This is a genomic window from Shewanella sp. MM_2022_3, assembly GCF_022557375.1.
Classification (GTDB): domain Bacteria; phylum Pseudomonadota; class Gammaproteobacteria; order Enterobacterales; family Shewanellaceae; genus Shewanella; species Shewanella xiamenensis.
The window spans coordinates 76,089-101,371 of record NZ_JAKZGV010000012.1; the positions used below are offsets into that span (position 1 = coordinate 76,089).

A 25,283-nucleotide genomic window follows, 5' to 3' on the forward strand; every position below is an offset into this window, starting at 1 on the left:
TTTTCAGTAAGTATAGGAAGAGTCTGGCTATCTCGGACGTAAAAGGAGAAATATAAAAAATGAAATTAAATGTAGTTGCGGGAATGATAGCCTTAGTGCTAACCCTACAGGGATGCTCAAAGCCTGAATCAACAGTTGTTACACAGGAAGGGGCAACGCAGGCCCCAGCGACTGAAGCAGAAACCCAAACGGCTGAGTCGCGTTATGTTGCACTCGTCGATGCCTATTTTAAAGACTACTTGAAGCTCGAGCCTATTTACGCCACTTTTGTGGGTGTTAACGACTACAATGCGCAGTTTGGTGGTGATTTAACTGAAGAGTATCTTAAGGCTCGACACGATCTAAATACCCGCTATCTAGCACAAGTTAAGGCTATTGATGTTGAGCAATTACCAGCGGATTTGCAATTAAGTTATTCGTTGTTTGTTTATGATCGTGAAATAGCGTTAGTCGATGAAACCTATCCGTCACGCTTTATGCCTATCAGCCAGTTTTACAGTACTGTTATAACTATGGTGCAGCTAGGAAGTGGTGAAAGTGCTCAGCCTTTTAATACCGTTCAAGATTACCGCAATTGGGAACAGCGTGTGAATGGTTTTATTCAGTGGATCCAGCTTGCTCAACAGCGTATGGATGAGGGGATTGCAAGTAAGGTTGTACTTCCTCGAGTGCTGGTAGAGCGTATTATTCCACAGTTAGATGCTATGCTGACGACCGATGCCAGCCAAAGTATTTTCTATTCACCGATTAATCACTTCCCAGAAGGTTTTTCGGATCAAGATAAAGCGGAGCTAACAGCAAGTTATCAAGCGATGATTAATGAGCGTTTAGTGCCTGCATTAACGGGACTGCGTGATTACTTCAAGCAGACTTACTTACCTAAGTCCCGTGCAACGGATGGTTGGTCTGGTCTACCAAATGGTAAAGCTTGGTATCAGCATTTAGCCAATTCTCATACCACCACAACCATGCCAGTGGATGAAATTCACCAAATTGGTCTGAATGAGGTCGCACGAATCCTTTCTGAGATGGACAAAGTCCGTGAGCAAGTGGGTTTTAAAGGTGACTTAAAAGCCTTTTTTGCCTCTTTATCGTCTGAGCCACAATACTTTTATGGCGATCGCCAAGGCTTAATCGATGGTTATATGGTGTTGAAAGATAAGATTAACCAAGTATTGCCACAGTATTTTAATGTAATGCCAAAGGCCGACTATGTGGTTAAACCGGTTGAAAGCTTTAGAGAGCAATCGGCTGCGGGCGCATCCTATGAATCACCAGCTGTAGATGGGAGCCGTCCAGGGGTGTTTTATATCAACACCTACAACTTGAAAGCTCAGCCGAAATGGGGCATGACGACACTGTCACTGCATGAAGCGGCGCCTGGTCACCATTTCCAAATCGCCATTAAGCAAGAGTTAACGGGTGTACCTGAGTTTCAACGCTTCAGCGGTTATACCGCGTTTGAAGAGGGCTGGGCGCTGTATGCTGAATACTTAGGCATCGAAATGGGCCTCTTTAGCGATCCTTATCAGTACTTTGGTAAGCTTTCAGACGAAATGCTGCGTGCGATGCGTTTGGTGGTGGATACGGGATTACATGCCAAAGGCTGGAGTCGCGAACAAGCGATTCAATACATGAAGGATAATTCGCCCATGGCCGAGTCGGATATTATTGCCGAGGTTGAACGTTATATGGCAATTCCTGGCCAAGCGTTGTCTTATAAAGTGGGTCAACTAAAAATTCTTGCCCTACGTGAGCGTGCTGAAAAAGCCCTAGGTGATAAGTTTGATCTTAAGGCTTTCCATGATCAGATTCTGACTTCTGGCTCACTACCTATGGCGGTGATGGAACAGAAAATTGATCGCTGGATAGCGGCGACTAAGGCTTAACACGGAGTCGATTATGTAGCGCCGTTATCGATAACAAAATTGATAACGGTGCGGTTTAAAGCTTTTTAATTAAACATAATGTTTTTATACTCAACATTCACATCTCGTTTTCAGTCATAAAAACGGGAACCATATGATATTTGGGGCAAATGTCTCAGCATTATTCAGGGAGTTTTATCATGGTTCAGGCTACAGCAAGACATTTGTTAGTCAGCAGTGAAGAGCAGTGCCAAGCACTTAAACAACAGATCCTCGACGGTGCTGATTTTGCGCAAATCGCGCGCGCTCATTCTTCATGCCCATCGGGCGCTCAAGGTGGTGAATTAGGTTCATTCGGTCCAGGCATGATGGTGCGTGAGTTTGATGAAGTGGTATTTAGTGCGCCGTTAAACGTGGTTCAAGGTCCAGTTAAAACCCAGTTTGGTTACCACTTACTCGAAGTCACCAGCCGCGGTTAATCGTCTTCTTGCCGAGACAATGGCAGCGTTTGGCTGCCATTTTTTTTAGTTCGTCCATTCATTGGGGAGCCGCTATGCTTGAACTCTATACCGACAGATTAAGACTTCGCAGTTTACAAGAGCAGGATTGGCCACACTTTTTGGCATTACACCAAGATCCTGACATCAATCGCTACGTGCGTATTCCTGAAGCTCCCGAAGTGATCTGGCAAAAGTTTGAGCAGCGCTCAGTCACCTGGGACTATACCTCTGGCAATTGGCTTACGCTGGTGATTGAAACCCTTGATACTTGCGAGTTTATCGGTTTAACCGGTCTTCATTGCCAAAGTGTGGAGGAACAACGTGCTGAGGTCGGTTATTTGCTGGCGCACGCGGGACAAGGCAAAGGCTATGCCACTGAGAGTTTGCAAGCTGTCATCGATTGGGCCTGTTTGAGCTTATCAATACATAAATTCGTCGGATACTGCGCCAAAGACAATATAGGTTCGGCACGAGTGATGGAAAAATGTGGTTTTCAACTCGAAGGCGTATTTAGGCAGCATTTTAAGATAGGCGATGAGTGGCTAGATGAATGCGCCTATGGCCTGCTCGCCGATGAAAGGCAAAGATAAGTTAAATTATCTGCATCGCAATGGACATGCTGCTATAATGCCGCAGGTTTATTTTTTGAGGCGTATTTAAGTGACGCAAATTAATCAGTTAGTTTTGCATCCCGGCGAAGATTTTATTGAATTGTACAAAGTATTAAAGGTACAAGGTATGTCGAATGCCGGTGGCGAAGCGAAGCATGTTATTGATGAAGGTTTGGTTACCGTCAATGGCGAAGTAGAAACCCGCAAACGTAAAAAAGTCGTTGCGGGTGATATTGTCAGTTTTAACGGTGAATCGGTTCAAATCATTGCGGCTGAATAAGCCTGATACTGTGGAGTAGGATATGCAATTTCCAGACGACGATAATGGCAAAATGCTGGCCGCAATGGCTGAAGCCGGAATTGACCTTACTAAAGCCCTCGATGTTGATTTCTTTTTAGTTTTTGATGATCAGCGTGATGCTGAAACTGCACTTGAAGAATTAGCCAATTCGGATCTCGAAGGTGAAGTTGAGCTGAATTTGAATGATGAGCTAGGCAAGTGGGAAATCATCGTATGCATCAACATGGTGCCAGACTACGATGACTTGGTTGAGCAAGAAACCATTCTCAATGATTTTGCGGCCGAGTTTGGCGGCATGACCGATGGTTGGGGTGTGATGCAACACCAAGACGGCGATGATGAGTTTATGGACGATGATCACGTTCATGATGAACATTGTCATCACTGATTTATGCCATATTATCAATGATAAAGGAGCCATAAGGCTCCTTTATTTTTGTCTCTAAATAATATTCCTGCGACTCGATTTAAATCCATCTCATACCCATTACGAAATGTAACTAGGCTTAAGCTGGTCTTACAGTTAACGCAATCAGATGCACTATTCTCAATTCTTGAAGAGCATCAGAGGAGGGGAAATATTATGCAGTTAACTATATTGGTGGCGGCGTTATTGAGCTTGATGATTTGTATTTATTACCTATCGCAAGGAAGATTACAGATTATAGCCATGCTTCAGGGAGCCAATATTGCTCAATTGAATAAGCAAGTGTTACTTAGTTTATTCTATTGCCAAATGGGCTTTTTCATCACAACGAGCCTCAGCTTATTTGCTTGCGCGCTAGGTGTCGTTCCTCGTATGTATGCCTACAGTTTATTACTATTTATCGGTTTAAATTACGGTATTTTTGCTATTTGGCATTGTCATATCGCCAAACTTGGTCAACCCGACAAGAGGTTTAGTTTATATATCATGGCATTGAGCCTGTTGTTGGTATCATTATTTACCTTGTTGGGAGCATTGCACTAATCCGTTTTATCAATATCGAGTTCGCACTGAGGGTTTGAGATTTAATATTGTCTTTTAGGCACCATAGTGCTCACTAAATTGCTGTCAATACATCTTAGTGTGTGATTTGTCCTGCGCTATTGTGTTCGCTGGCGAGCTCTAATCCATATTGGCGCACGAGCTCTGTGAGTTTGCCATTTTGCTGCAATTGCTGTAACCAAAGGTTGAGTTTATCTGGGTGTAGTTTCGAATGTGGATTGATTAACACGCCATGATAATAATGTTGATCCCATTGATTTGATACATAGAGTTGTTGATCTTGCGGATTTGAAGCGAGGTAAAAATTGAGGTAGGAAATTGTCACTGGGGCAATTTCTGCGCGCTTTCGAAGCACGGTTTCAATGGATGCTTTATTGCTGTTTACAAAAACGACCTTGTAGTTTTTTTCAAGCACTGCAGGATCGGTTTCGAAGTTGGCAAAGCGATAGTGGTAGCCTTTAACTAATGCTAGCGTTCGCTCTTTGAACAGAGCAAAAAACTGAGGATCTTTTACTTTTTCCTTCAAGGCGATAAAGACTTCGCCATCATGGATATGTAGGGGGATAAATGCTGTATTAAGTTTTTCCCACCCCCAGCGTGGATTTTCAAACATGATCATATCGAATCTTCCAGCTGCATAGGCTTTATATCTATGCTCTATGCTGGTGGAGACAAATTCAAAGCTGATTTCTTGCTGAATTTGGTTGAGGGCGTTGATGAGATCAAGCGTTAAGCCTGTATAACGGCCATCGCTCTGTAAATTGACATAGGGAGCAAATTGATAGCCCCCAACACGAATAACGGTTTTTGTCTGAGCGGGAGAAAGGGGACCTGCAGTTGCAACACTGAATAAATTCAACACTAGGCCTAATAGTAAATTCAGTAATACAGCTAGTCGCATAAGTTATCCTGTTTATCGTGAAGTCTTAAGCTTATCTTTAACAGAGACAAGTTAATACAATTAATTATTGCACTTAAGTTGGTTAAATGCGTATTTTGTGTGAGTCAGTATCAAAAATAAGGAAGTTTCATATTGCGCAATCTTACTTCTCAAGTTTATGAGTGGCTGGAGCAAGGACATATTACTCGGGCGCAGGCAAATGAGTTGTTTCGCAGCGTATTGGTGTCGCCCAACTCTCTCAGTTGGCAGCGGTTATTATCCCTTTTGCTTCAGTGGGCGGGGGCGTTAAGCCTAGTGACGGGGATTATTTTCTTTTTTGCTTACAATTGGCAGTCCCTAGACAGAATAAGCAAATTTGCCCTGATTGAAGCCGTGCTATTGATTAGCCTTGTGTGCTTTGTTTGGCTGTATTACCGCAGCATGTTGAGGCAAGTTGATGCCCATCATCATCTTTTTGGTGCCACGCTTGCAAACGTGGCACTGTTAGTGGTGAGTATGTTAATTGGTGGACTTTTAGCCTTGGTGGGCCAGACCTATCAAACGGGAGCGGATCCTTGGCAGCTATTTGCGTTGTGGGCATTAGCCATTATCCCCTTAGCTTGGGTGGCAGGTTTTGATGGCTTATGGTTGTTATTACTCGGGTTAGTTAATTTAAGCCTTGGACTCTTTGCTGATACCGCATCCTACCTTTTGGATGAACAGATTTGGTTATTTGTCTTTGCGGCAATTAATCTGACTATCTATTATGTTTTTGTTTTTATGGGAAAAAGCCAGCGCAATCGCTGGCATGCACCACTTATGCAGTATGCGAGTTCACTTGTGGCCATGGGCTGTTTTACCTTATTGCTCTGTTGGATGATTTTTGAACCCAGTGATTCTAAGCCACTACTTGTAGGTGTGTGGGCTGGTTACTTTATTCATTTGTTATTGGGATTCTGGTGGTTCAGGCACAGATTATTACAGATTTATCCGTTGGCTTTGGGCGGTTTTAGTTTGATTGCTGTGGGTGCTGCGCTATTAACCGAACTGCTGTTTAAGAATAGCGATCCTATAGGCGGCTTTTTATTGATTGGGCTTTATATTATTTTGGCAAGTACCGGCTTGAGTACTGTGTTAATACGATTACAACGGCAATTTAGCGCCGAAATGACGCCAATATCCCTCGTAGGAGAGGAGCTGAGTCATGAATAACCCCCTCACTGATTCGACTCAAGATCCTGGTGCTTCAGCGGCGCAAACGCTTTGGAATAGTTTGTATGCAAAGGGCGAAGTGAACGCACCAGAACGGCCCCAATCCCATGAAATACCTTGGTATATTGCGTTGATGCAAGCCTTTGCAGCTTGGATTGCCGCCTGGTTTTTATTGGGCTTTATGGCGTCACTTTTCGATAGTGTATGGGGGCGATTCGAAGGGGGAGCCGCTCTGTTTATCGGTTGTATCTATTTAGGCTTAGGACTCGCCTTGTATTGGGGCGGGCGCCAACAGCACTTTTTACAGCAATTTGCCTTTGCCTCATGTTTAAGCGGTACGCTTGCCCTTGCTTGGGGACTGTTTGATTTGCTCGGCGATACCTTTAATCTTGCTTGGTATCTGAGTATGGCCGCTTTGTTTCTGTTGCTTTGGGGCATGATAAAACACAAGGTTGCTCAATGGGTATTTGCATTCTGTTTATTAGCCTGTTTGACGGGGCTGTTGGCTGAGTGGCATTTACTCAACTTAACACCGACTTTGCTGGTGTCGTTACTGAGTGTGGTGCTATTAAATATCCATCGCACAGGATATCACTATCAGAGGGCGAGGATGTTGGTCTATGGTGCTGCTTCACTTTTGCTCTCCATTCAACTAATACATGTCTTCAGTATGGATAGGATCTTCGAGGCGTTATTTATATCCGGTTGGCAGTCGGGAATGGCAGTTAGTCATTTACTCGTAGTATTTACTCTTTGTGGTTTCCTACTCGTTAGTCTGTTTAACCAATGGCAAATCTCACTCATCGCCCCCAGTGGGTTGTTTGCGTTTTTAGGCCTAGTGCTGATTACTGCACTGTCTTTACCCATGCAGGGTTTATCGACAGCTGTGTGGCTCATCTTGTTGGGGCACTATGCAAATGAGTCTTGGTTGAAGGGAATGGGTATTGTTTCAGGGTTGGTTTTTGCTGGTGGTTATTATTATTCATTAGAGACAACGCTGATGCTTAAGTCGCTGTATTTGATGGGATTAGGGTTGTTACTGCTTGCCGCGAGATTAGTGATGTGGCGTTACTTTCCTATCTCAGACGCACAAGCAGAGTTAGAGGAGCATGTGTAATGGGGACGGCGATGTTGTATTTAGCGAACAGCCACCGAAGAGTCCTATTATTGGTTGTTGTTACTGTGGTGGCCTTGCTGACGATGGTGAATTGGCGAATCGCCCAGTTTGAGCAGTTATTGCAAGATGGCAAAGTGGTGCGTTTTGCCTTAGCGCCAGTGGATCCTCGCTCGATTATGCAGGGGGATTATATGGCCTTGGAATATGCCATTGCACAGGAGGTACGCGCCGCGTTGCCTGAGGGGATGACGCAGGGGCAACTACTGTTGACTCTCGATTCGCAAAAAGTGGCGCACTTTGTCGGTATTTACCGTGACCAGCCCAAAGCCGCCGATCAACTCACCGTAGATTTTCGCCTACGCAATCATAGGGTAAAGCTGGCCTCAAATAGTTTTTTCTTTGAAGAGGGCCAAGCTGACCACTTCAGCCAAGCCAAATACGGCGAGTTCAGAGTCAGCGAACGGGGAGAGTTGTTGTTGGTGACGCTGCTCGATGAGCACCTGCAACCGCTATAACGGGAAACCGTAATGGATGTTAACAAGATGGTGAGTTAGGCTCGCCATCTTCGCTATTTTTCCTAGTACAATCCGCTAAATCGTCGCCTAAATATCCATCTTAAGTTGCAACTTAAATGCAACTAATTTGTAACCTTGATTCCCTATAGTATCGTCAGTTTTCGAAGCTGAATGCTTCGTAAAATGGTCAATCATAAACTCAAATATCAATATAAAAGATACTTTTAGGGGTCATTATGTTTAATAACAAAACGCTGTTGGCGTTAGCCATCAGTAGCATCTGTGGCGTTGCTCATGCTGCCGATAATCTAATTATTTCTGAATATGTTGAAGGCAGCGGCAATAACAAAGCCATTGAGCTGTACAACCCAACCGCCAACAGCATCGACTTAAGCCAGTATCAATTGCGCTTCTATTTTAATGGCAGCACAAATGTGGGCACGACTATCACCCTGAATGGCACCTTAGCGGCAGGGGCAACTTATGTTGTCGCTGATAACGACGCATCGGCCGATATTCTGGCGGTGACGAATCAACAAAGCAGCGCGAGTTTTTTCAATGGTGATGATGCCATTGTGCTGACCTATCAAGACCAAGTGATTGATAGCTTAGGCCAAGTGGGTGTCGATCCAGGCAGTGAATGGGGCAGTGGTGATTTATCGACCCAGGACAACACGCTACGCCGCAATCCCGATCAGCTAATCGCCGATACTATTATTGATGATGCTGTTACCTTTAATACATGGTTAGGTTTTGCCAAAGACGATATCTCGGATTTGGGTAAGTTCAGTGCAGGCACACCTACCGATCCTGTTGAGCCGCCACCGAGTTCATTAGCCTGTGGTGAAGCCTCAACGCCTATCCATGCTCTGCAAGGTTCGACCAATGTCAGTCCGTTAAACGGACAAACCTTAGTGGTAGAAGCCATTGTGGTGAGTAACCAAGAAGCTGGCCTAAAGGGCATCTTCGTGCAAATGGCCGACAACGAAGCCGATAACGATCCACAAACTTCTGAAGGGGTGTTTGTTTATACCGGTAATGCGCCTACGGGTTACGTGGCGGGCGACCGTGTACGTTTAAAGGCTAAAGTCACTGAATATCAAGGCTTAACGGAACTGACTACCGTTGCCGATCATAAACTTTGCGTTGCAGGACAAGCTTTGCCGAGTGCCGCGGTAGTAACTTTACCCGTCAACTCAAGCGATGATTTTGAGCCCTTTGAAGGCATGCGCGTACGCTTTAGCCAAGATCTGGTCGTGAACGAAGTCTACAATTTGGGCCGCTATGGTGAAATTTCACTCGGTAGCAGCCGTCACTTTATTGGGACACAAGTCGCTGCGCCAGGTGCCGATGCTTTAGCCGTCACGGCGGCCAATCTCAAAGACAGTATTTTACTCGACGATGGCTTAACGGCGCAGAACCCTGATCCGGTTATTTTCCCTGCGCCAGGTTTAAGCGCATCGAACACTGTGCGTGTGGGTGATAAAGCCACGAGCCTTACTGGTGTTATGCACTATGGCTTTAATCTTTATCGCATTATGCCGACTGAGCCCGTTAATTTTGTAGCGGAAAATCCTCGCCCACAATCACCAGTGCTTGCTGAAGGCGGCAACCTGAAAGTCGCCAGCTTTAACGTACTGAACTACTTTAATGGCGATGGACAGGGCGGTGGTTTCCCCACTGCGCGTGGTGCCAATACCCTGAGTGAGTTTGAGCGTCAAAAAGCGAAGATTGTCAGCGCTATGGTGGGGATCAGTGCCGATGTGTTTGGTCTGATGGAAATCGAGAACGATGGCTTTGGCGCCAACTCGGCGATTGCCGATCTCGTGGCGGGCCTCAATGCCGCCGTGGGTGAAAATCGCTATGCTTATGTTATTCCAAAGGTCAATGGCAGCAGCTTAAGTGCGATAGGTACGGATGCGATTACCGTCGGTTTAATTTATCGCAGTGACAAAGTGAGCCCTCAGGGGGATGCGCGTATTTTATCAAGCGCTAACTCTCCCTTAGATGACGCCGCGCAGCCGCTGTTCGACGACAGCAAAAATCGCCCTATGTTGACTCAAGCCTTCGCGCTAAACGGCAGTGAGGAAAGCGTGGTGGTTGCTGTTAATCACTTGAAATCTAAAGGCAGTGAGTGTGCTGGCGATCCAGATATGAACGATGGTCAAGGCAACTGCAATATTACCCGTAGTCGTGCAGCAACGGCGGCAGGGCAGTGGATTGCCGCGCAGTATCCTGAGCAAGGTGTACTGCTGATTGGTGACTTAAACTCCTACGCCAAGGAAGACCCGCTGATGGCATTGGCTAACGCTGGCTTTAGTGAGTTGTTCGCCAAACTTGAAAAAGCTAATCCTTATTCCTATGTATTCTCGGGTGAATCGGGACAGTTAGACCATGCGCTCGCGAATGCTGCGTTAGTGGATAAAGTCCTAGATGTGACTGAGTGGCATATCAATACCGACGAGCCACGTGTGTTAGATTACAACGAAGAGTTTAAGACCCCTGCGCAGGTGCAAGACTTGTACGCTAGTGATGCTTATCGATCATCTGACCATGATCCTGTAGTGATTTCACTCTTGCTCGAAGCTGAAAAAGTCGCCCCTGAAGCCAGCTTCACTCAGGTTGTGAATGGTGCGAGTGTGCAATTGAGGTCAACCGCCATTGATAGCGATGGCCAAATCGTTTCTACTCAGTGGGACTTTGGCGATAATAGTCAAGGTATTGGAGAGGCGGTATCACACACTTATGCGCAAAGTGGTGATTACCTAGTGACGTTAACCGTAACGGACAATGACGGCTTAAGCCATAGCAGCTCGCAAATGGTGACTGTAGTAGTTGAAAACGTGAAAAAACCACCCGTTGCCCAAATTCAGCGCATCAATCTATGGCTGGTCGATATGTTTATTTCGACTAGCTATGACACCGATGGGGTTATTAAGCAGCATAAGTGGAAGTTTGATAATGGTACCCGCGCCAATGGTCCTGTAGTACTGCGTCTGGCGCGCCGCGGAGAGCATACCGTCGAATTAACCGTTAAAGATAATGATAAATTAACGGATACGACGACACTGACGTACCGTTAAGCGTTAGCCTCTTTCTTTAAATATCAAAAGCCTGCTGTTGCAGGCTTTTTACTTTGATTCACTTACTTAATTCATCACTTACTTAATTGGCTATATTAACGGACTATAGCGTACTTGAAATTCAAGCTAAGTCGCTGTAAGTACATCCTCGCTTAAGCTAAGATTACGCCACTTATGGATTTTTTCTCACAGGGAGCACACTCATCGCAATGAATGCAGACATCTTGGTGTACCTCAATCAACATCAATTAACCTCAGTGATGAACCTGACTAAATGGCGTCAGCTTGAGCAGGCGCTTCACGAGTCGCCGGACTTTGTGCCCCATGTGCGTTATAAGCTGCTGGAAGATGTTGAGCCAAACCCTGGTTTTACGCCAGTGTGGTGGGACGAGTTACTCGCTATTTGCGAGGGGATTGAGTGGCTTGAAATTGATCCGCTGAAAAGAGAGCACCGCGGCAGATTGCTGCCGGAAAAGACCACGGATTTTACAGATTATATTGAGGCGCAACTGCATAAGTATCGGCTTCCCTACAGTAAAGAAGCTCAAGGGATCAGGATTTGGGGCTATCTACGCCCCGATGCAACCATGCCTGTATTTGTTATTGCGGCTGGTGGCGAGACGATAAAGGAAGCGTAAGCAAATTTAGACGACAGATAAAAAACGGGGCGCTAATTGATTAGCGCCCCGCTAAGGATTACAGCACGATATAAAGTGGCCAGCCGAGTAGACCGACGAGTCCTTCTTTATGCTCGAATCTTTCTAAACGCTCAGGGGAGGCGTCATTGAGCAGCAGCTCACGGTAGCTTTTTGCAAAATGCAGTGTCCGCAGCAATGCTGGCGCAAAGTTTTTACCCAAATCTTTACCGATGGTGTCGGCCAGCTCCGCAGGGAGTTCCGCCAAGGCTTTTTGGGTTTGCTGCTCGATATACTCAAGGCTAAACCATTCGTCCTGCAAGCTAATTTTGGCAATGCGCTTTTTCAGATCTTGTCTAACTTTGGCATTATCAAACAACATCCGATACAACACGGCTTCGGCCAATACGCTCTCTAGATTTAAGAAATCCAAAGGATCGTAGCTGGTTTGGGCATAAAACTGCGCCATTAGCGCCGCAATCGATTGCTGACGTTGGTGCTCGACCAATGCATCCTGATAGGCCTCATATCCCAGCCACTCTTCGGCGTCAGGCGGCGTAGAGACTTGTTCCAGTAGGAATTTATCCACATCACCATAGAGTGATTTGCCATTGACCAGCTTATGTTTGCTCACCACGCTGAGCATGCTCCAGCCCTTTTGGAAGCATTTGACCACACCATCGGCGGTGAGCAATAAACGCAATGCCTGTTGTTGATCTTTATTCGATAGTTCCATTAACCCGAGACTAACGACGCCAATCACATCGTGCGCCGCTTGTTCCAGTAAGTGCATCTTGTACTTGTTGTAGAACTTATCGGCCAATTTGAGGCTCATCAAAATGGCTTTAGATTTGATTTGTGCGAGCTGCTCACCGCTAAGGGTGTTGTCTGCTTGGCCTTTGGCCAACACCTTACTCAGGTATGGGCCTTGGTCTAAATCACGCAGTACCAGTTGCATCTAGGGATCCTTAATCTAAAAAGCTAAACATATCATCCACTTCTGCGTATTCATCCGTGACTTGATTTTTCTCTTTGGCTTGGATAACTAATTCATTAACGAATTTGTTAATGATCATTTCCCAGCCAGAGCTTTCGTTACGCAGCAGGTTTTTAATGGCTTTTTCTACATCGGGTGCCAGCTCATGGATTAATGCCATCAGACTACGTGGGTCATCTAGGCTTAAGCTATGGGCTTCTTCGCTGGCGACGCGGCTGTCATAGCCGACGGTATCAGTATCTTCTTCATCGTCATAATAATCGTTGAAGTGGTCTTCATCGTCGTGGCGTTCGCCCAGCATCATCTCGATAAAAGGGATAGACAGATAGAAGAGGCCGGCGGGATCTTCGGCAATGCACTCTAAAATAGCGGTTTGCTTTTCTTCGCTATCTTGAATACGAATTAAATAAGTTAAAAAATCAAAGGTATGCTGAATGAGTTCTTCGGCATTGTTTTTGATTTTTTCTTCCCAATACAAAGGTTGCTGACAGACGATGTCGCGAATTTGCTCAGGTGTCATCAGCTCCGACATAATTGACGGGCAGGAGATATCGTGGTGACTGTTGATTTGCGTCAGTGTCACAATATCCATTTTTTCAATGACTTCGACTAATTGCTCATCGTTCATTGTGGTGGCGATGAGTTCGAAACGTTTACTGGCCTGTTTTGGCTCGACATCGGCGAGCTCTTTAATCTCGGCAACGGTTATCTCAATGAGACTGGTGTTCATTAGCGGTCCTCATCATCGTACTGATCGTAATAGCCATCTTCCTCTTCGCCGTCATCATCATCGTCATCGGAATAGTCGGCGTAATCACTGTCTTCGTCTTCAAAATCATCGTCAGCACTGCGTTTAGGGGCTGGCGTACTTTTGCCTTGGTTTTCCAATAAGTACAGTACGGCGCAGCTTTCAATCAGTAAATCCTCTGAGTAAGCGCGCACCGCTAGCACTAATGGCAAATCGGCATTGTTAAAGCCGATTGTGACCTTAAATTCATCCCACTCAGGTTGCGTTGCCGTATTGATCCAATGGGCCCATTTGAGCTTGGCATCACTTGGAAATTTGACTCGGCCATAGAGTGCAACCGGCAAATACTCGGGTACCGACTCGAGCATTTTAGGATCGGCTTGTAATACTTTTTTGATTTGACTGGTAAATTGTTCCAGTGCCTTGGGTGTATCCGGGTCATCATAGGACTCGATATTGTCGTAGGCATTGGTCTTAAGCTCATTAATGCGTGAGATATTCAGTTTTTTGGCCATGGGCTTGTCTCGAAATAAAGCGCAGAAATAATTTATTCGGCGTAGAAAGTGCGGATTTAACCGCTCGTTAATTCGGCGCTAAAAATAAAATATTAAGGGTAGAACTGATCCCATAATTCACGCATTGCGCCATTCGGATCCGTCACTATCACATTGTTGAAATCTCGGATAAACGCATTTCTAAGCTTCGGATCGGACAAGACTTCATACGCTTTTTTGACGCGTTCAAGTTGCTGTGACGCTTGCTCTTTTTCGTCATCAGAGGCACCTAACAACTTATCAGGATGATACTTGTTTGAGAGCCGACGATAGGCTTTTTTAATGTCGTCTTCTTTGGCGCTAGGTTTGATACCAAGCACACTAAAGTGGTTAATCATATTTGTACCTGCAGGCGATGGATTGGTATCGCAAGATAAAGCTTGAGTGCTGATTATCTGCCAATTTGTGGAATTATGATTAGTCAGCGACGGATCATAGCAGAAATGCGTGTTGGGCGGCAAACGACTATGGTTGCATTTAGAGCGAAAAATGAATACTAAACTGGGGTTTGTGAAGATCGGCAACCGCAAAGGCAATCGGCAATAAGTGGCTAAGACGAAGTTGGTACAAATATCAGCTAACACTGCAATTTTTCTACGAGTTAATGCCTCCGTTTTTATCAGTCATTTCAGGATGTAACTAAACTAATTCGATAAACGATTCGAGTAAATCAAGCCAAACTCAGTACGATAAATTTCGGACATAAAAAAACCAGCTGATGCTGGTCTGGTCGTTATCATTGTTAAATTGGTTGCGGGAGCTGGATTTGAACCAACGACCTTCGGGTTATGAGCCCGACGAGCTACCATGCTGCTCCATCCCGCGTCCGATTAATGCTGTTGATCACTGTTTTAATTCTGTCATCTTAGAATTGGTTGCGGGAGCCGGATTTGAACCGACGACCTTCGGGTTATGAGCCCGACGAGCTACCATGCTGCTCCATCCCGCGTCCGAGTAACGCTGTTGATCACTGTTTTAATTCTGTCATCTTAGAATTGGTTGTAGTAGCCGGATTTGAACCGACGACCTTCGCCGTTGTTTATAAAGAGTTGAGCCCGACGAGCAGTTTCTTTTTATAAACGTATACATCTAAATTGGTTGCGGGAGCCGGATTTGAACCGACGACCTTCGGGTTATGAGCCCGACGAGCTACCATGCTGCTCCATCCCGCGTCCGATATCTATCTGTATTACTTATATTTGCTTTAAATGGTTGCGGGAGCTGGATTTGAACCAACGACCTTCGGGTTATGAGCCCGACGAGCTACCATGCTGCTCCATCCCGCGTCCGTCTTCAAAGCGGGGCAGACTATAACGGCAGCGCTGTGGCATTGCAAGGAGGAATTCTAAAAAAGCGGACGAATGCTTAAATATAAAGCGTAGTGCGGGGAATTTACCCAGTATTGACCTTGATATCGGATTTTAATGGGTTAAATGTGGATTAACTACCTGACTAAATCGAGTTTTGGCTAATAACTGTTTATCTTTTATGTGGCTTCGCAGGTATAATGTCGGTTTGATTTTGACTGCGTATTGATTATCCCATGCTTAATTTTTTTGCTGCCGCCCCTAAGGGCTTTGAATATAGCTTAGCCCAAGAACTGACAGAATTTGGTGCGACCGAGATTAAAGAAAGTGTAGCCGGTGTCTATTTTACCGCGCCTCTGGCTTTAGCCTATCGCATTACCCTGTGGACGCGTTTAGCCAGCCGTATTGTACTGGTAATCTATAAGGGCCCCTGTGAGTCGGCGGAGCAGTTATATAATGCAGCCTACTGTATTGATTGGTCAGCACATTTCTCTAATCGCAACACCTTTAGTATCGATTTCCATGGCACGGGTGGTTTTATTAACAATACCCAGTTTGGCGCGCTAAAGATTAAAGATGCGATTGTTGACCGTTTCCGTGATGACGGTGATGCCCGTCCAAACGTCGCCCGTATCGATGCCGACATTAAAGTTGATGCCCATTTTCGCAATGGGGTCATTACCATTGCGATGAATTTTTCTGGCCCATCACTGCACCAACGTGGTTACCGTTCAACCACGGGTGAAGCGCCTTTAAAAGAAAATCTCGCGGCGAATATGCTAGTTCGCAGTGGCTGGAAAGCCGCGCCGACTACCTTACTCGATCCCTTCTGCGGTAGCGGTACAGTGCTGATTGAAGCGGCTTTGATGGCCGCCGATATTGCTCCGGGTTTACAACGCAGCCGTTTTGGTTTCGAACATTGGCGTCGTCACGATAAGGCCACTTGGCAAGAGATTGTCGAAGAGGCTAAAGCGCGTGCATCGTTAGGAGTAAAGCGCTGCGAAGTGAAGTTCTATGGCTCGGATATCGACTCACGCTTAGTGGCGTTAGCAAAACGCAACGCGCAAAATGCAGGCGTACTTGAACTGATTGAGTTTAAGGTGGCAAATGCCCTTAATGTGGAGCCGCCAGCCGCTGAAGGTTACCTCATCACCAACCCTCCTTACGGCGAGCGTTTAGGCAGTGTGTCTGAGCTGTTGCAGCTGTACTATCAATTAGGCGATAAATTCAAAAAAGAATTTGGTGGCTGGAAAGTGGCCATGCTGTGTAGCGATATCGAGCTTATCTCGGCATTGAAACTCAAAGCCGATAAACAGATGAAAATGTTTAACGGTGCGTTAGAGTGCGCTTTTAACTTATACACGCTTCACGCGCAGAGTACTCGCCGCGATACGCCAGTGTTGCCAGAGGGTGTCGATATTGCCGATATCGCGCCTGCTTTTGCTAACCGTATAAAGAAAAACGCTAAGCAATTTGATAAGTGGGCCCAAAAAGAGGGGATTGATAGTTATCGCCTCTATGATGCTGACATTCCTGAATATAACGTCGCAGTCGATAAGTATCTTGATTATGTTGTGGTACAAGAATACATGGCACCAGCCAGTATTCCTGAGGCCGTCACTAAACGTCGTTTAAGTGATGTGCTGCTGGCTTTGCCTGCGGCCATTGGCGTTAATCCACACAAAATCATTATGAAGACCCGCGAGCGTCAAAAGGGCACTAACCAATATCAAAAGTTGGATGAACGTAAGTTAGAGCTTATCACCACTGAATATGGCGCTAAATTTAAGCTAAACCTGACGGGTTATTTAGATACTGGGCTGTTCCTCGATCATCGATTAACTCGCCGTTTAGTGGGGCAAAAATCTAAGGGCCGCCGGGTTCTGAATTTGTTCTCTTACACAGGTTCTGCCTCAGTGCATGCTGCATTAGGCGGCGCAAAGTCGGTCACGACGGTTGATATGTCAAACACATACCTTGCTTGGGCGAAAGAGAACTTTGCCCTTAATAATTTGTCTGGCAAGCAATATGAATTTGTTCAGGCTGACTGTTTGCAGTGGATCCGCGATTGTAACGAACAATACGATTTAATTTTTATCGATCCGCCCACCTTCTCCAACTCCAAGCGCATGGAAGATTCTTTCGATGTGCAACGTGATCATGTGAATTTACTCGGTATGCTAATCAAGCTGTTAAGTCCAAACGGTGAATTGGTGTTCTCCAACAATAAGCGCAAGTTTAAGATGGACACTGAAACTTTAACCAAAATGAAAATTAAGGTGCAAAACATCGACGACATGACGTTACCGCTGGATTACAAACGTAATCCTCATATCCATAACACCTGGTTAATTACCCATGCAGATAAATAATGCATTGCAGGCAAGCTATGTGTTGTATCACACCGAAGGTTGCCATTTATGCGAACTGGCGGCGGCATTATTAAATGCCGCCGAGGTGCCCTTTACGGCCATCGATATTTGCGATGATGAAACCCTAGCAGAGCGTTATGGCGTGTCGATTCCTGTGGTTAAAGCCCTGGACGAGCGTTATTTAAGTTGGCCATTTGATGCCACGCAATTACAAGAATTTTTAGGAGCTTAGTTTGAGTCTGGTTCGTATCAATAATGGCTCGTTAGCCTATGGTTACACCCCGCTATTACAACATGCTGATTTTACTATTGAGCGCGGCGAGCGGGTCTGTATTGTTGGCCGTAACGGTGCAGGCAAGTCGAGTCTATTAAAGATTTTATCCGGCGATGTGCTGCTCGATGAAGGTGAATTTAACATCGATGGTAGCGTCACGGTCAGTCGGTTACAGCAAGATCCACCTAAAGCTGAGCAGGGTACGGTTTACGCTTACATTGCTGCAGGTTTAAAAGAAGTAGGTGAAGCTCTAGAGCAATACCATCAATTATCCCACGATGTCGCTTTTGCTGAGCCTGAGCAAATGGAGCGCATGCTCAATCAAATGCAAAAGTTGCAGGAGACGTTAGACCACCATAATGGTTGGCAACTTGACTCGCGGATCAATCAAAATTGTGAGCTTTTGGGGTTAGATCCCGATAAATCTTTAAGTGAATTATCTGGGGGTTGGCAACGTAAAGTGGCACTTGCCCGTGCGTTAGTCAGCGCGCCAGATTTATTGCTACTCGATGAGCCAACCAACCACCTCGATATTGATACGATTGAGTGGCTAGAAAAATTCCTACTGGATTTCCAAGGCGCCATCGTGTTTATCAGCCACGACAGGGGCTTTATTGCTCGCATGGCCACGCGGATTGTGGATTTAGATCGCGGTGTCGTGACTTCATGGCCCGGTAATTATCAAGCCTATCTTGATGGTAAACAAGAATGGCTGCGGGTCGAGGCTGATAAAAACGCATTATTTGATAAGCGCTTAGCCGAAGAAGAAGTCTGGATCCGCCAAGGTGTTAAGGCGCGTCGCACCCGTAACGAAGGCCGTGTGCGTGCGTTAAAAGCCTTGCGTCAAGAACGCAGTGAGCGCTTGAATCGTCAGGGTAATGCCAAAATGGCGGTGGCCGATACTGAGCGTTCTGGTAAATTGGTCTTTGATGTGAAGGACTTAAACTATAATTTACCTGATAAAAATCTGGTCAAAAACTTCAATACCACAGTGATGCGTGGTGATCGTATTGCGCTTATAGGCCCTAACGGCTGTGGTAAATCGACGTTAATTAAATTATTGATTGAGAAGTTACAACCTCAATCGGGTGAAGTGAAAGTCGGTACTAAGCTCGAAATCGCCTACTTCGACCAATACCGTGAAGCACTGGATCCTGAGCAAACTGTTGAAGATAACGTGGGTGAGGGTAAAAAGACCATCACTATCAATGGTCAAGATCGCCATATTTTAAGTTATTTGCAGGATTTCTTGTTCTCACCAATGCGTGCCAGAACGCCGGTAAAGGCGCTATCAGGCGGAGAGAAAAACCGTTTATTACTGGCGAAGTTACTCATTCGTCCCGCAAACCTTATCATTCTGGACGAACCAACAAACGATCTTGATATTGAGACCCTAGAATTGCTAGAGTCGCTGCTGACTGAATATGAAGGCACGTTATTGCTGGTCAGCCATGACCGGGCGTTTATCGATAATACCGTGACCAGCAGTTGGTGGTATGCCGGTAATGGTCACTGGACTGAGTATGTTGGTGGTTACCAGGATGCTATCGATCAAGGTGCAAAGTTTTATTCTGAGGAACCTAGTCAAGCAAACACGGTCGAAGCTCCTGCGACGGCAAAAAACGCTGAGGTTAAAGTGGCTGAGCCTGCCAAAGCCGCAAAAAAACTGTCCTATAAATTACAGCGTGAGTTAGAGGCAATGCCAGAGTTGATGGAGAAATTAGAGGCCGAAATCCTCGATTTACAAACCACAGTGGCAAGCCCAGATTTTTATAGTCAGACGCAGGATAAAATCAATCAGGTATTGAGCTTGTTAGCGGATAAAGAAAAGCAATTGGAAGTTTGCTTCGAGCGATGGGAAGAGCTTGAGTCACTGAAGTAAACCAATAATAACAATGGGAATTGAATTAATGAAGTTAAAGTTGGATAAAGCCCTGTCCTTGGTTGCCTTAGGTGTCCTTGGCGTATTGCACAGTGCCCATGCTGCACCAGTCTATGAAATTGTTAACATTGATAATTATGATCTACCACTTGCAGACACCCTCCAAGGTACGCGTAATGGCTACGCTTTAGGTGTTAATGGCAACGATGAACTGGTCGGTATCGCCAAAGGCAAGAAAAAACTCAGTACATCCGATGTTGAAGGTGGTGTGATTGATGTTGAAGATGGTATTGCCTCAGAGGAAACTATCACCTATTCAATTACAGCGGCCATTATTGCGAATAACTTTGCCTTTATCGCTGCGCAAAATGGTGCCACTGGTGCGTGGAAGCCAACCTTTGACAGCATCAATGGTACCACGCCACCAAGTGATTCTTCGGTTGTGAATTCAGTTGATACTTTTTACTACGGCATCAATGATGCGGGTGTGAAAGTTGGCAGCATGACTGCCCCTGAAAAGAAGACAGAAAATACTGCAACCACAGATAATGCAACCGACTATTGGTATTATCGCGATTATGAGTACCGTGGTGTTGCCAAAGTGGGTGACACCGAGATCCCATTACCACCTCCTTATACTCAATATGTTAAGGATGATAAGACTGTAGAGCTCGGTGGTTGGTCTGCGGCAACGGCAGTTAACAATAATAACTTAGTGGTGGGTTATGCTAGCACTAATATCAGCAAGTATGGTGGTGATCGGGTTGCTTACTGTTTAGGTACTGATAACACTTTGCCATTAGATGTGTGTATTCAGCGTGAGCAATATCCTAATACTCAAGGCACGCGTAACATCCAGTACCAAACCCGTGCTTATGTTTGGCAACTAGATAATGGCATTGCTACTGGCACTGAGTTACCGCTAGGATTAACTCCCGCCAGTGACAATACATTGACATTTACTGCACAGGCATTAGGCGTGAATAACGACGGTGTGGTGGCTGGTCGCTCACATGTTTACCGTAACGGTAATACCGATAGATTACGTCAAGATGCGGCCTATTGGACCAAAGATGCAGAGGGTAAATATCAATACCATTGGATCCCAATGGGGGACTCAATTTTGAGCTCTATTGCCTACGATGTAAACGACAATGGAATTGTTGTGGGGAGCTATCGTAGTTATATCCAAGGCTACCAACGCGATAAATTCTTCTATTTTGATATTAATACCCCAGACGTACCTTATGTGACGCCTAATGATTTTGCTGCGACAACCACAGATCTATCTAGCAAAGCTAAAGATATCAATAACAAAGATCAAGTCGTTGGTTATATTGAAACCACCTATGATAAAGAAAAGCCACGCCCTAAGGCAGGCTTCCTGTATGAGAAATCAACGGGTGAATTCAATAACCTCAATAATTTGCTGACCTGTGAATCTAAAGGTTTTGAAAAGGGGGCTGATGGTAATTGGGCTCGCCATAAGGTTGAAGTTAAGGATGGAACAGGCAAGGTATTAAGCTATAACAGTGATATTCTCATTGTCGAAGCTGCCAGTATAAATGAAGAGGGTACTATTGTTGGTACTGCATTCATTCGCAAGCCTTCATACCAACTCGATAAAGATGGCAACATTATTGTTGGTGAAAATGGCCTACCTCTGTTTGAACTCAGCGGTAATGGTGACCCTGTGACAGCTTATATTCCACGTATGGTTGTGCTTAAACCTACCACTAACGGTGAAGCATGTACCGTAGATGAAAGTACTGATACGGGGAATTATGAACGTAAAGGTGCAGCATCTTTCGCGTGGTTATTAGCCTTACCCTTAGTTTGGTTACGTCGTCGGGTTCGCTAGTTTTTAAGCTTGAATTCAGACTAAAAAAATCGAGGCAAAATGCCTCGATTTTTTTTAATCATGATCTCAATAGTTTAATAAATAGTCGATAAAATGAACGATTTTTTGATTGATCTCGGCGCTGAAAAGCACTATTCCTATGGGTGAAGCTGTTGCTTCTATTTCACGTAGAACAGAGGACGCTTGCATGAAAAGACAAAAACGAGATCGTTTAGACAGAGCTTTTTCAAAAGGATTCCAAGCTGGTGTTGGTGGACGCTCTAAGGAGCTCTGTCCTTATGCAAATCTTGATTCGCGGTCACAGTGGTTAGGTGGTTGGCGTGAAGGTGTGGATGGCCGAGTTAATGGGCTATTTAATAAATAATGGCGTTTTGCTCATTAATTAAATAGCCCAGAACAAACAGAGTAATGCAGCATAATTGCCCTCAGATGAGGGCATTTTTGTCTCTATTGAATATTGCCGGGTAAAGCAGGTTAGAAGGTCGAAGTATCGCTAAATACACCGACTTTAAGGTCGGTTGCACTGTAAATTTGACGTCCATCTACTTCAAGGATGGCATCTGCAATACCCATTACTAATTTACGGTGGATGGTACGTTTGATATTGAGCTTATAAGTGACCTTTTTCGCGCCGGGTAATACTTGACCTGTAAACTTCACTTCACCCACACCTAAAGCGCGACCTTTGCCTTCAGCACCTTCCCAGCCTAGGTAAAAACCAACCAGTTGCCACATGGCATCTAAGCCTAAGCAACCCGGCATAACTGGGTCAGTGATAAAGTGGCAGTCAAAAAACCATAATTCTGGCTTAATGTCGAGTTCGGCAACAATTTCACCTTTTCCAAACTCACCACCGTTGTCATTGATGGTGATGATCCTGTCGATCATCAGCATGTTGTCTACGGGGAGGCGAGGGGAGTTTGGACCAAATAATTTCCCATGGCCACAGGCGATAAGTTCTTCTTTGTTGAAACTGTTTGCTTTATTCATTGTTTTACTACTCCAGCAATAAGAGCGCCAAGATTAGCGAACACGTGTAAGCTAAACAACTCCGATCAGCTAATTAATGTCGAAAAAATCCTAGTTTTGCGAGTAATCTCGTCATTAAGCCTATTTCTTCTTCACCGTTACCAGCTAGCTTGTCTAATCGTTGTTGCACTAGACCATATAAGGATTCTGCTGGGAAGTCATTATCTTCATCGGCAACGCCAGCGGGCATCTGCATCAATAGCTCGACCGCTTCATCCATATGTTCAATGGCATAAATATGGAACAAGCCTTTGCCTACAGCTGTAATCACTTTGGGGTGTAGATTAAGCTGTAATATATTTGACTTGGGCATAATTACACCTTGCTCACCAGTTAAGCCTCGGCGTTCACAAAGATTAAAAAAGCCTTCAATTTTTTCATTAATGCCGCCGATGGCTTGTACATTACCAAATTGATCCAATGCACCTGTTATGGCTAACGATTGAATAATCGGCTGTTCGGCAATGGCCGACATCAAGCAGCAATATTCTGCAAGCGAGGCGCTATCGCCATCGATCTCCTGATAGGATTGCTCAAATACAATATTGGCATTTAGGTGCAATGGCGCATCGCGACCAAAGATACGATATAAACAGGCTGAAAGGATCATCATACCCTTTGCATGGATATTACCGCCCAGCTCTGACTTTCTTTCAATATCTGCAACTTCACCGTCACCATAGTGTACTGTAGCGGTGATCCGTGCTGGTTCACCATAGCAGTGATCAATTGCATCGATAACAGTAAGACCATTAATTTGTCCTACCATAGCGCCCGTAGTTGGCAGATTTATGAAATTGTCATCAAAACTTTGGCTTGAAAATTCTTCAGAGCTGTTATGGCGATAATTGGCTTGCGATAGCGCACGTTCAATGCTGGCTGCATTAATTGTTGATTTACCGCGATAGACTTTTGCCTGCGCCATTAACTGCGCCAAATCTAGCATTGAGAGACTTAAGCGACGTTGATGCTCGGTTAATCTAGCACTGTGTCTAAACAGTGGCGCAAGACTGGATTGTTCTAATGTGACATCGACACTTTGTGCCACCGTTTGTAGCCAACTGGCATATTGCGCTTCTTTAAAACGGGTCAAATCCAGTTCACCCGCCAGTTCTGCCAACAGGTTAAAGTGACGTTGAAATTGCCAATCTTCAGACCTAATTTGGCTATAGATTAAACCCGCGCCAATTAAAATAATTTTACAATTTAATGGGATTGGGCTTAGGTTGTGACTGATTTGATACTCTTTCTGTGTCAGGATTTGCAGCAGCAAATCCCATAAGCCTTCTCGTTTCCACAGGGATTCAGCGCAGATAAATACATAATGGCATTCGGCCAATGCACCTGCTTGATATTTACTGCTATTACCCGATTGCACCATACGGCCAAGTAGGTCTGAACGGCGGATATTGCCACTCAGATAGCGATAACTGACATGCTTTTCAGCAATTGAGCCTTGGTTGTCCTGCGGCGCTTCATATTGCCAATGGAATTGAATGGTTTTGTCTTCGGGGCGCTTTGCCACCAGATAAGCTGCCGGCAATGGCTCAAGCGTTTCCATTAATGCTTTGATCATTAATAGTCTATCGATGCCAGGAAAATCTGCGAGATACAGTTGTTGATCGGCAATAGCGTTATGTAACTTAAAGGCATCCAATACGCGCTCTTGACCTAAAAGCAACGCTTTATATCCTGTTGGCAATTGCGACAGGACGGGAAGATTAAATTCAGGGGCGAGTGAGGATGAAGGTATCAAGAGTGAATTCATATAAGCATTTACCGTGAAAAGTTACCGCGATTTTACCATACCGAGAGGGCAAGTCTCTTACTGTATAGGTGTTTTTATGCTGCTTTACCCAGATATTGCTGAAAATATGTTTGCTATTCGCCTGAAAATTCATCCGTCTGAACATAAGATGAGCATTTGACACAATATTCAAAAATTGCTGTTTACAAGCACCGATGATGCTTATATTATTTGCGGCGTTCGGAGGGGTGGCAGAGTGGTTTAATGCACCGGTCTTGAAAACCGGCGTGGGTTTATAGCCCACCCAGGGTTCAAATCCCTGCTCCTCCGCCATATTTCACACAAAGGCCATCAGCAATGATGGCCTTTTTGTTTATGTAATGTCAGTCAAAAAGGTCGCTAAACAATTAGCGGCCATTTTGCTTCTGGTTCCATGGTATGAGATGTTTGATTACATTGCCAAAAGGCGTATCTGCGATTGTCTTGATAATCATTATGTTCTGATATGAAGAAGTTGATTTTTAAGGTTTGGATTAACCTTCTCCTACGATCCCTATTTATACTTCATCTTTTTCATAGGAAGCCGCCACCTTAAAAAAGTGCTCGCGATTCCTTAATCTATTCAAAAGTGACTTAGGTAATGTTGTTGTCATGCCGGTTTTTAGTGAGCAGAAATAGCAACAGATCAAAAATCGCCCTGAAAGCGATGATTTCATCGCCAGCTGGATATCAAATCGCCAATCAATTCAAATAATAATAAATTTAAGTTTACAGCTTTGGGCGAGATGTATATTATCTCGCT

General features: G+C 45.0%; 23 protein-coding genes and 5 tRNA genes. 17 read left to right on the plus strand and 11 right to left on the minus strand.

Annotated elements, in window-relative coordinates:
* Positions 1 to 59: 59 nt before the first annotated feature.
* The 6 genes from MMG82_RS09380 to MMG82_RS09405 all read left to right on the plus strand — a co-directional run bounded on the left by MMG82_RS09380 (position 60) and on the right by MMG82_RS09405 (position 4,250).
* Positions 60 to 1,889 (plus strand): DUF885 domain-containing protein, encoded by a 1,830-nt coding sequence (locus MMG82_RS09380; RefSeq protein WP_172590669.1) that lies wholly within the window; start codon positions 60 to 62, stop codon positions 1,887 to 1,889.
* Between the two features lie 179 nt (positions 1,890 to 2,068).
* Positions 2,069 to 2,347 (plus strand): peptidylprolyl isomerase, encoded by a 279-nt coding sequence (locus tag MMG82_RS09385; RefSeq protein WP_011623210.1) that lies wholly within the window; start codon positions 2,069 to 2,071, stop codon positions 2,345 to 2,347.
* Between the two features lie 74 nt (positions 2,348 to 2,421).
* Positions 2,422 to 2,958, plus strand: coding sequence for a GNAT family N-acetyltransferase (locus MMG82_RS09390; protein ID WP_037417287.1), 537 nt, complete (start codon positions 2,422 to 2,424; stop codon positions 2,956 to 2,958).
* A 70-nt stretch (positions 2,959 to 3,028) separates the two neighbouring features.
* Positions 3,029 to 3,259 carry an RNA-binding S4 domain-containing protein gene (locus MMG82_RS09395; protein WP_037417290.1) on the plus strand — a complete coding sequence of 77 codons (231 nt, stop codon included), beginning with the start codon at positions 3,029 to 3,031 and terminating at the stop codon, positions 3,257 to 3,259.
* Positions 3,260 to 3,281: 22 nt separating this feature from the next.
* Entirely contained in the window at positions 3,282 to 3,668 is a 387-nt protein-coding gene (locus tag MMG82_RS09400) for a ribonuclease E inhibitor RraB (protein WP_037417296.1), read from the plus strand.
* 195 nt (positions 3,669 to 3,863) lie between these two features.
* The gene (locus MMG82_RS09405) at positions 3,864 to 4,250 is read left to right on the plus strand and encodes a hypothetical protein (protein ID WP_037417299.1); all 387 of its coding nucleotides are present in this window, start codon (positions 3,864 to 3,866) and stop codon (positions 4,248 to 4,250) included.
* A 94-nt stretch (positions 4,251 to 4,344) separates the two neighbouring features.
* Here the strand turns inward: MMG82_RS09405 and MMG82_RS09410 are convergent, their stop codons facing one another.
* Entirely contained in the window at positions 4,345 to 5,169 is an 825-nt protein-coding gene (locus MMG82_RS09410; protein WP_037417302.1) for a transporter substrate-binding domain-containing protein, read from the minus strand.
* A 132-nt stretch (positions 5,170 to 5,301) separates the two neighbouring features.
* Between MMG82_RS09410 and MMG82_RS09415 the strand changes: the two genes are divergently transcribed.
* The 5 genes from MMG82_RS09415 to MMG82_RS09435 all read left to right on the plus strand — a co-directional run bounded on the left by MMG82_RS09415 (position 5,302) and on the right by MMG82_RS09435 (position 11,713).
* Positions 5,302 to 6,360, plus strand: coding sequence for a DUF2157 domain-containing protein (locus MMG82_RS09415; RefSeq protein WP_172590670.1), 1,059 nt, complete (start codon positions 5,302 to 5,304; stop codon positions 6,358 to 6,360).
* Complete coding sequence (locus MMG82_RS09420; RefSeq protein WP_172590671.1) at positions 6,353 to 7,477, plus strand: DUF4401 domain-containing protein; 1,125 nt, start codon at positions 6,353 to 6,355, stop codon at positions 7,475 to 7,477. The genes MMG82_RS09415 and MMG82_RS09420 overlap by 8 nt, the downstream gene beginning before the upstream one ends.
* Complete coding sequence (locus tag MMG82_RS09425; RefSeq protein WP_172590672.1) at positions 7,477 to 7,992, plus strand: GDYXXLXY domain-containing protein; 516 nt, start codon at positions 7,477 to 7,479, stop codon at positions 7,990 to 7,992. The genes MMG82_RS09420 and MMG82_RS09425 overlap by 1 nt, the downstream gene beginning before the upstream one ends.
* 236 nt (positions 7,993 to 8,228) lie before the next feature.
* Positions 8,229 to 11,075, plus strand: a complete 2,847-nt coding sequence (locus MMG82_RS09430; RefSeq protein ID WP_172590673.1) for an ExeM/NucH family extracellular endonuclease — start codon at positions 8,229 to 8,231, stop codon at positions 11,073 to 11,075.
* A 209-nt stretch (positions 11,076 to 11,284) separates the two neighbouring features.
* Positions 11,285 to 11,713, plus strand: coding sequence for a DUF6678 family protein (locus MMG82_RS09435; protein ID WP_172590674.1), 429 nt, complete (start codon positions 11,285 to 11,287; stop codon positions 11,711 to 11,713).
* Between the two features lie 58 nt (positions 11,714 to 11,771).
* On the opposite strand, the gene MMG82_RS09440 is transcribed toward MMG82_RS09435, so the two are convergent.
* From MMG82_RS09440 to MMG82_RS09475, 8 genes are all read right to left on the minus strand, one after another.
* The gene (locus tag MMG82_RS09440) at positions 11,772 to 12,668 is read right to left on the minus strand and encodes a hypothetical protein (protein WP_047533186.1); all 897 of its coding nucleotides are present in this window, start codon (positions 12,666 to 12,668) and stop codon (positions 11,772 to 11,774) included.
* A gap of 10 nt (positions 12,669 to 12,678) precedes the next feature.
* The gene (locus MMG82_RS09445; protein WP_023265328.1) at positions 12,679 to 13,437 is read right to left on the minus strand and encodes a hypothetical protein; all 759 of its coding nucleotides are present in this window, start codon (positions 13,435 to 13,437) and stop codon (positions 12,679 to 12,681) included.
* Positions 13,437 to 13,970: a hypothetical protein gene (locus MMG82_RS09450; protein ID WP_037430976.1), complete on the minus strand. Its 534-nt coding sequence runs from the start codon at positions 13,968 to 13,970 to the stop codon at positions 13,437 to 13,439. The genes MMG82_RS09445 and MMG82_RS09450 overlap by 1 nt, the downstream gene beginning before the upstream one ends.
* A gap of 92 nt (positions 13,971 to 14,062) precedes the next feature.
* Entirely contained in the window at positions 14,063 to 14,347 is a 285-nt protein-coding gene (locus MMG82_RS09455) for a J domain-containing protein (RefSeq protein ID WP_037417359.1), read from the minus strand.
* A 410-nt stretch (positions 14,348 to 14,757) separates the two neighbouring features.
* Positions 14,758 to 14,834, minus strand: a tRNA-Met gene (locus MMG82_RS09460).
* Between the two features lie 47 nt (positions 14,835 to 14,881).
* Positions 14,882 to 14,958 (minus strand) — tRNA-Met (locus MMG82_RS09465).
* Positions 14,959 to 15,104: 146 nt separating this feature from the next.
* A tRNA-Met gene (locus tag MMG82_RS09470) sits at positions 15,105 to 15,181 on the minus strand.
* Positions 15,182 to 15,218: 37 nt separating this feature from the next.
* Positions 15,219 to 15,295 (minus strand) — tRNA-Met (locus MMG82_RS09475).
* 257 nt (positions 15,296 to 15,552) lie between these two features.
* Here MMG82_RS09475 and rlmKL point away from each other — a divergent pair.
* The 5 genes from rlmKL to rmf all read left to right on the plus strand — a co-directional run bounded on the left by rlmKL (position 15,553) and on the right by rmf (position 22,069).
* On the plus strand, positions 15,553 to 17,688 hold the full coding sequence (gene rlmKL, locus MMG82_RS09480) for a bifunctional 23S rRNA (guanine(2069)-N(7))-methyltransferase RlmK/23S rRNA (guanine(2445)-N(2))-methyltransferase RlmL (protein WP_172590615.1): 2,136 nt from the start codon (positions 15,553 to 15,555) through the stop codon (positions 17,686 to 17,688).
* Complete coding sequence (locus MMG82_RS09485) at positions 17,675 to 17,920, plus strand: glutaredoxin family protein (protein ID WP_037417366.1); 246 nt, start codon at positions 17,675 to 17,677, stop codon at positions 17,918 to 17,920. The genes rlmKL and MMG82_RS09485 overlap by 14 nt, the downstream gene beginning before the upstream one ends.
* Before the next feature lies 1 nt (position 17,921).
* Entirely contained in the window at positions 17,922 to 19,844 is a 1,923-nt protein-coding gene (locus tag MMG82_RS09490) for an ABC transporter ATP-binding protein (protein WP_172590614.1), read from the plus strand.
* 28 nt (positions 19,845 to 19,872) lie between these two features.
* A complete protein-coding gene (locus MMG82_RS09495) occupies positions 19,873 to 21,705 on the plus strand; it encodes a DUF3466 family protein (RefSeq protein ID WP_047533411.1) in 1,833 nt (610 codons plus the stop codon).
* 187 nt (positions 21,706 to 21,892) lie between these two features.
* On the plus strand, positions 21,893 to 22,069 hold the full coding sequence (rmf, locus tag MMG82_RS09500; protein ID WP_006082074.1) for a ribosome modulation factor: 177 nt from the start codon (positions 21,893 to 21,895) through the stop codon (positions 22,067 to 22,069).
* Between the two features lie 110 nt (positions 22,070 to 22,179).
* On the opposite strand, the gene fabA is transcribed toward rmf, so the two are convergent.
* Complete coding sequence (gene fabA / locus MMG82_RS09505) at positions 22,180 to 22,695, minus strand: bifunctional 3-hydroxydecanoyl-ACP dehydratase/trans-2-decenoyl-ACP isomerase (protein ID WP_011071970.1); 516 nt, start codon at positions 22,693 to 22,695, stop codon at positions 22,180 to 22,182.
* 73 nt (positions 22,696 to 22,768) lie between these two features.
* Positions 22,769 to 24,502, minus strand: a complete 1,734-nt coding sequence (locus MMG82_RS09510; RefSeq protein ID WP_037417378.1) for an AAA family ATPase — start codon at positions 24,500 to 24,502, stop codon at positions 22,769 to 22,771.
* A 221-nt stretch (positions 24,503 to 24,723) separates the two neighbouring features.
* Between MMG82_RS09510 and MMG82_RS09515 the strand changes: the two genes are divergently transcribed.
* A tRNA-Ser gene (locus MMG82_RS09515) sits at positions 24,724 to 24,814 on the plus strand.
* Positions 24,815 to 25,283: the final 469 nt, after the last annotated feature.

Coding starts and splice junctions, on each gene's coding strand:
- fabA (WP_011071970.1), bottom strand. CDS start 22,695: ATGAATAAAGCAAACAGTTTCAACAAAGAAGAACTTATCGCCTGTGGC.
- MMG82_RS09385 (WP_011623210.1), top strand. CDS start 2,069: ATGGTTCAGGCTACAGCAAGACATTTGTTAGTCAGCAGTGAAGAGCAG.
- MMG82_RS09425 (WP_172590672.1), top strand. CDS start 7,477: ATGGGGACGGCGATGTTGTATTTAGCGAACAGCCACCGAAGAGTCCTA.
- MMG82_RS09440 (WP_047533186.1), bottom strand. CDS start 12,668: ATGCAACTGGTACTGCGTGATTTAGACCAAGGCCCATACCTGAGTAAG.
- MMG82_RS09420 (WP_172590671.1), top strand. CDS start 6,353: ATGAATAACCCCCTCACTGATTCGACTCAAGATCCTGGTGCTTCAGCG.
- MMG82_RS09455 (WP_037417359.1), bottom strand. CDS start 14,347: ATGATTAACCACTTTAGTGTGCTTGGTATCAAACCTAGCGCCAAAGAA.
- MMG82_RS09445 (WP_023265328.1), bottom strand. CDS start 13,437: ATGAACACCAGTCTCATTGAGATAACCGTTGCCGAGATTAAAGAGCTC.
- MMG82_RS09430 (WP_172590673.1), top strand. CDS start 8,229: ATGTTTAATAACAAAACGCTGTTGGCGTTAGCCATCAGTAGCATCTGT.
- MMG82_RS09410 (WP_037417302.1), bottom strand. CDS start 5,169: ATGCGACTAGCTGTATTACTGAATTTACTATTAGGCCTAGTGTTGAAT.
- MMG82_RS09400 (WP_037417296.1), top strand. CDS start 3,282: ATGCAATTTCCAGACGACGATAATGGCAAAATGCTGGCCGCAATGGCT.
- rmf (WP_006082074.1), top strand. CDS start 21,893: ATGAAAAGACAAAAACGAGATCGTTTAGACAGAGCTTTTTCAAAAGGA.
- MMG82_RS09380 (WP_172590669.1), top strand. CDS start 60: ATGAAATTAAATGTAGTTGCGGGAATGATAGCCTTAGTGCTAACCCTA.
- MMG82_RS09435 (WP_172590674.1), top strand. CDS start 11,285: ATGAATGCAGACATCTTGGTGTACCTCAATCAACATCAATTAACCTCA.
- MMG82_RS09390 (WP_037417287.1), top strand. CDS start 2,422: ATGCTTGAACTCTATACCGACAGATTAAGACTTCGCAGTTTACAAGAG.
- MMG82_RS09405 (WP_037417299.1), top strand. CDS start 3,864: ATGCAGTTAACTATATTGGTGGCGGCGTTATTGAGCTTGATGATTTGT.
- MMG82_RS09485 (WP_037417366.1), top strand. CDS start 17,675: ATGCAGATAAATAATGCATTGCAGGCAAGCTATGTGTTGTATCACACC.
- MMG82_RS09450 (WP_037430976.1), bottom strand. CDS start 13,970: ATGGCCAAAAAACTGAATATCTCACGCATTAATGAGCTTAAGACCAAT.
- MMG82_RS09510 (WP_037417378.1), bottom strand. CDS start 24,502: ATGAATTCACTCTTGATACCTTCATCCTCACTCGCCCCTGAATTTAAT.
- rlmKL (WP_172590615.1), top strand. CDS start 15,553: ATGCTTAATTTTTTTGCTGCCGCCCCTAAGGGCTTTGAATATAGCTTA.
- MMG82_RS09495 (WP_047533411.1), top strand. CDS start 19,873: ATGAAGTTAAAGTTGGATAAAGCCCTGTCCTTGGTTGCCTTAGGTGTC.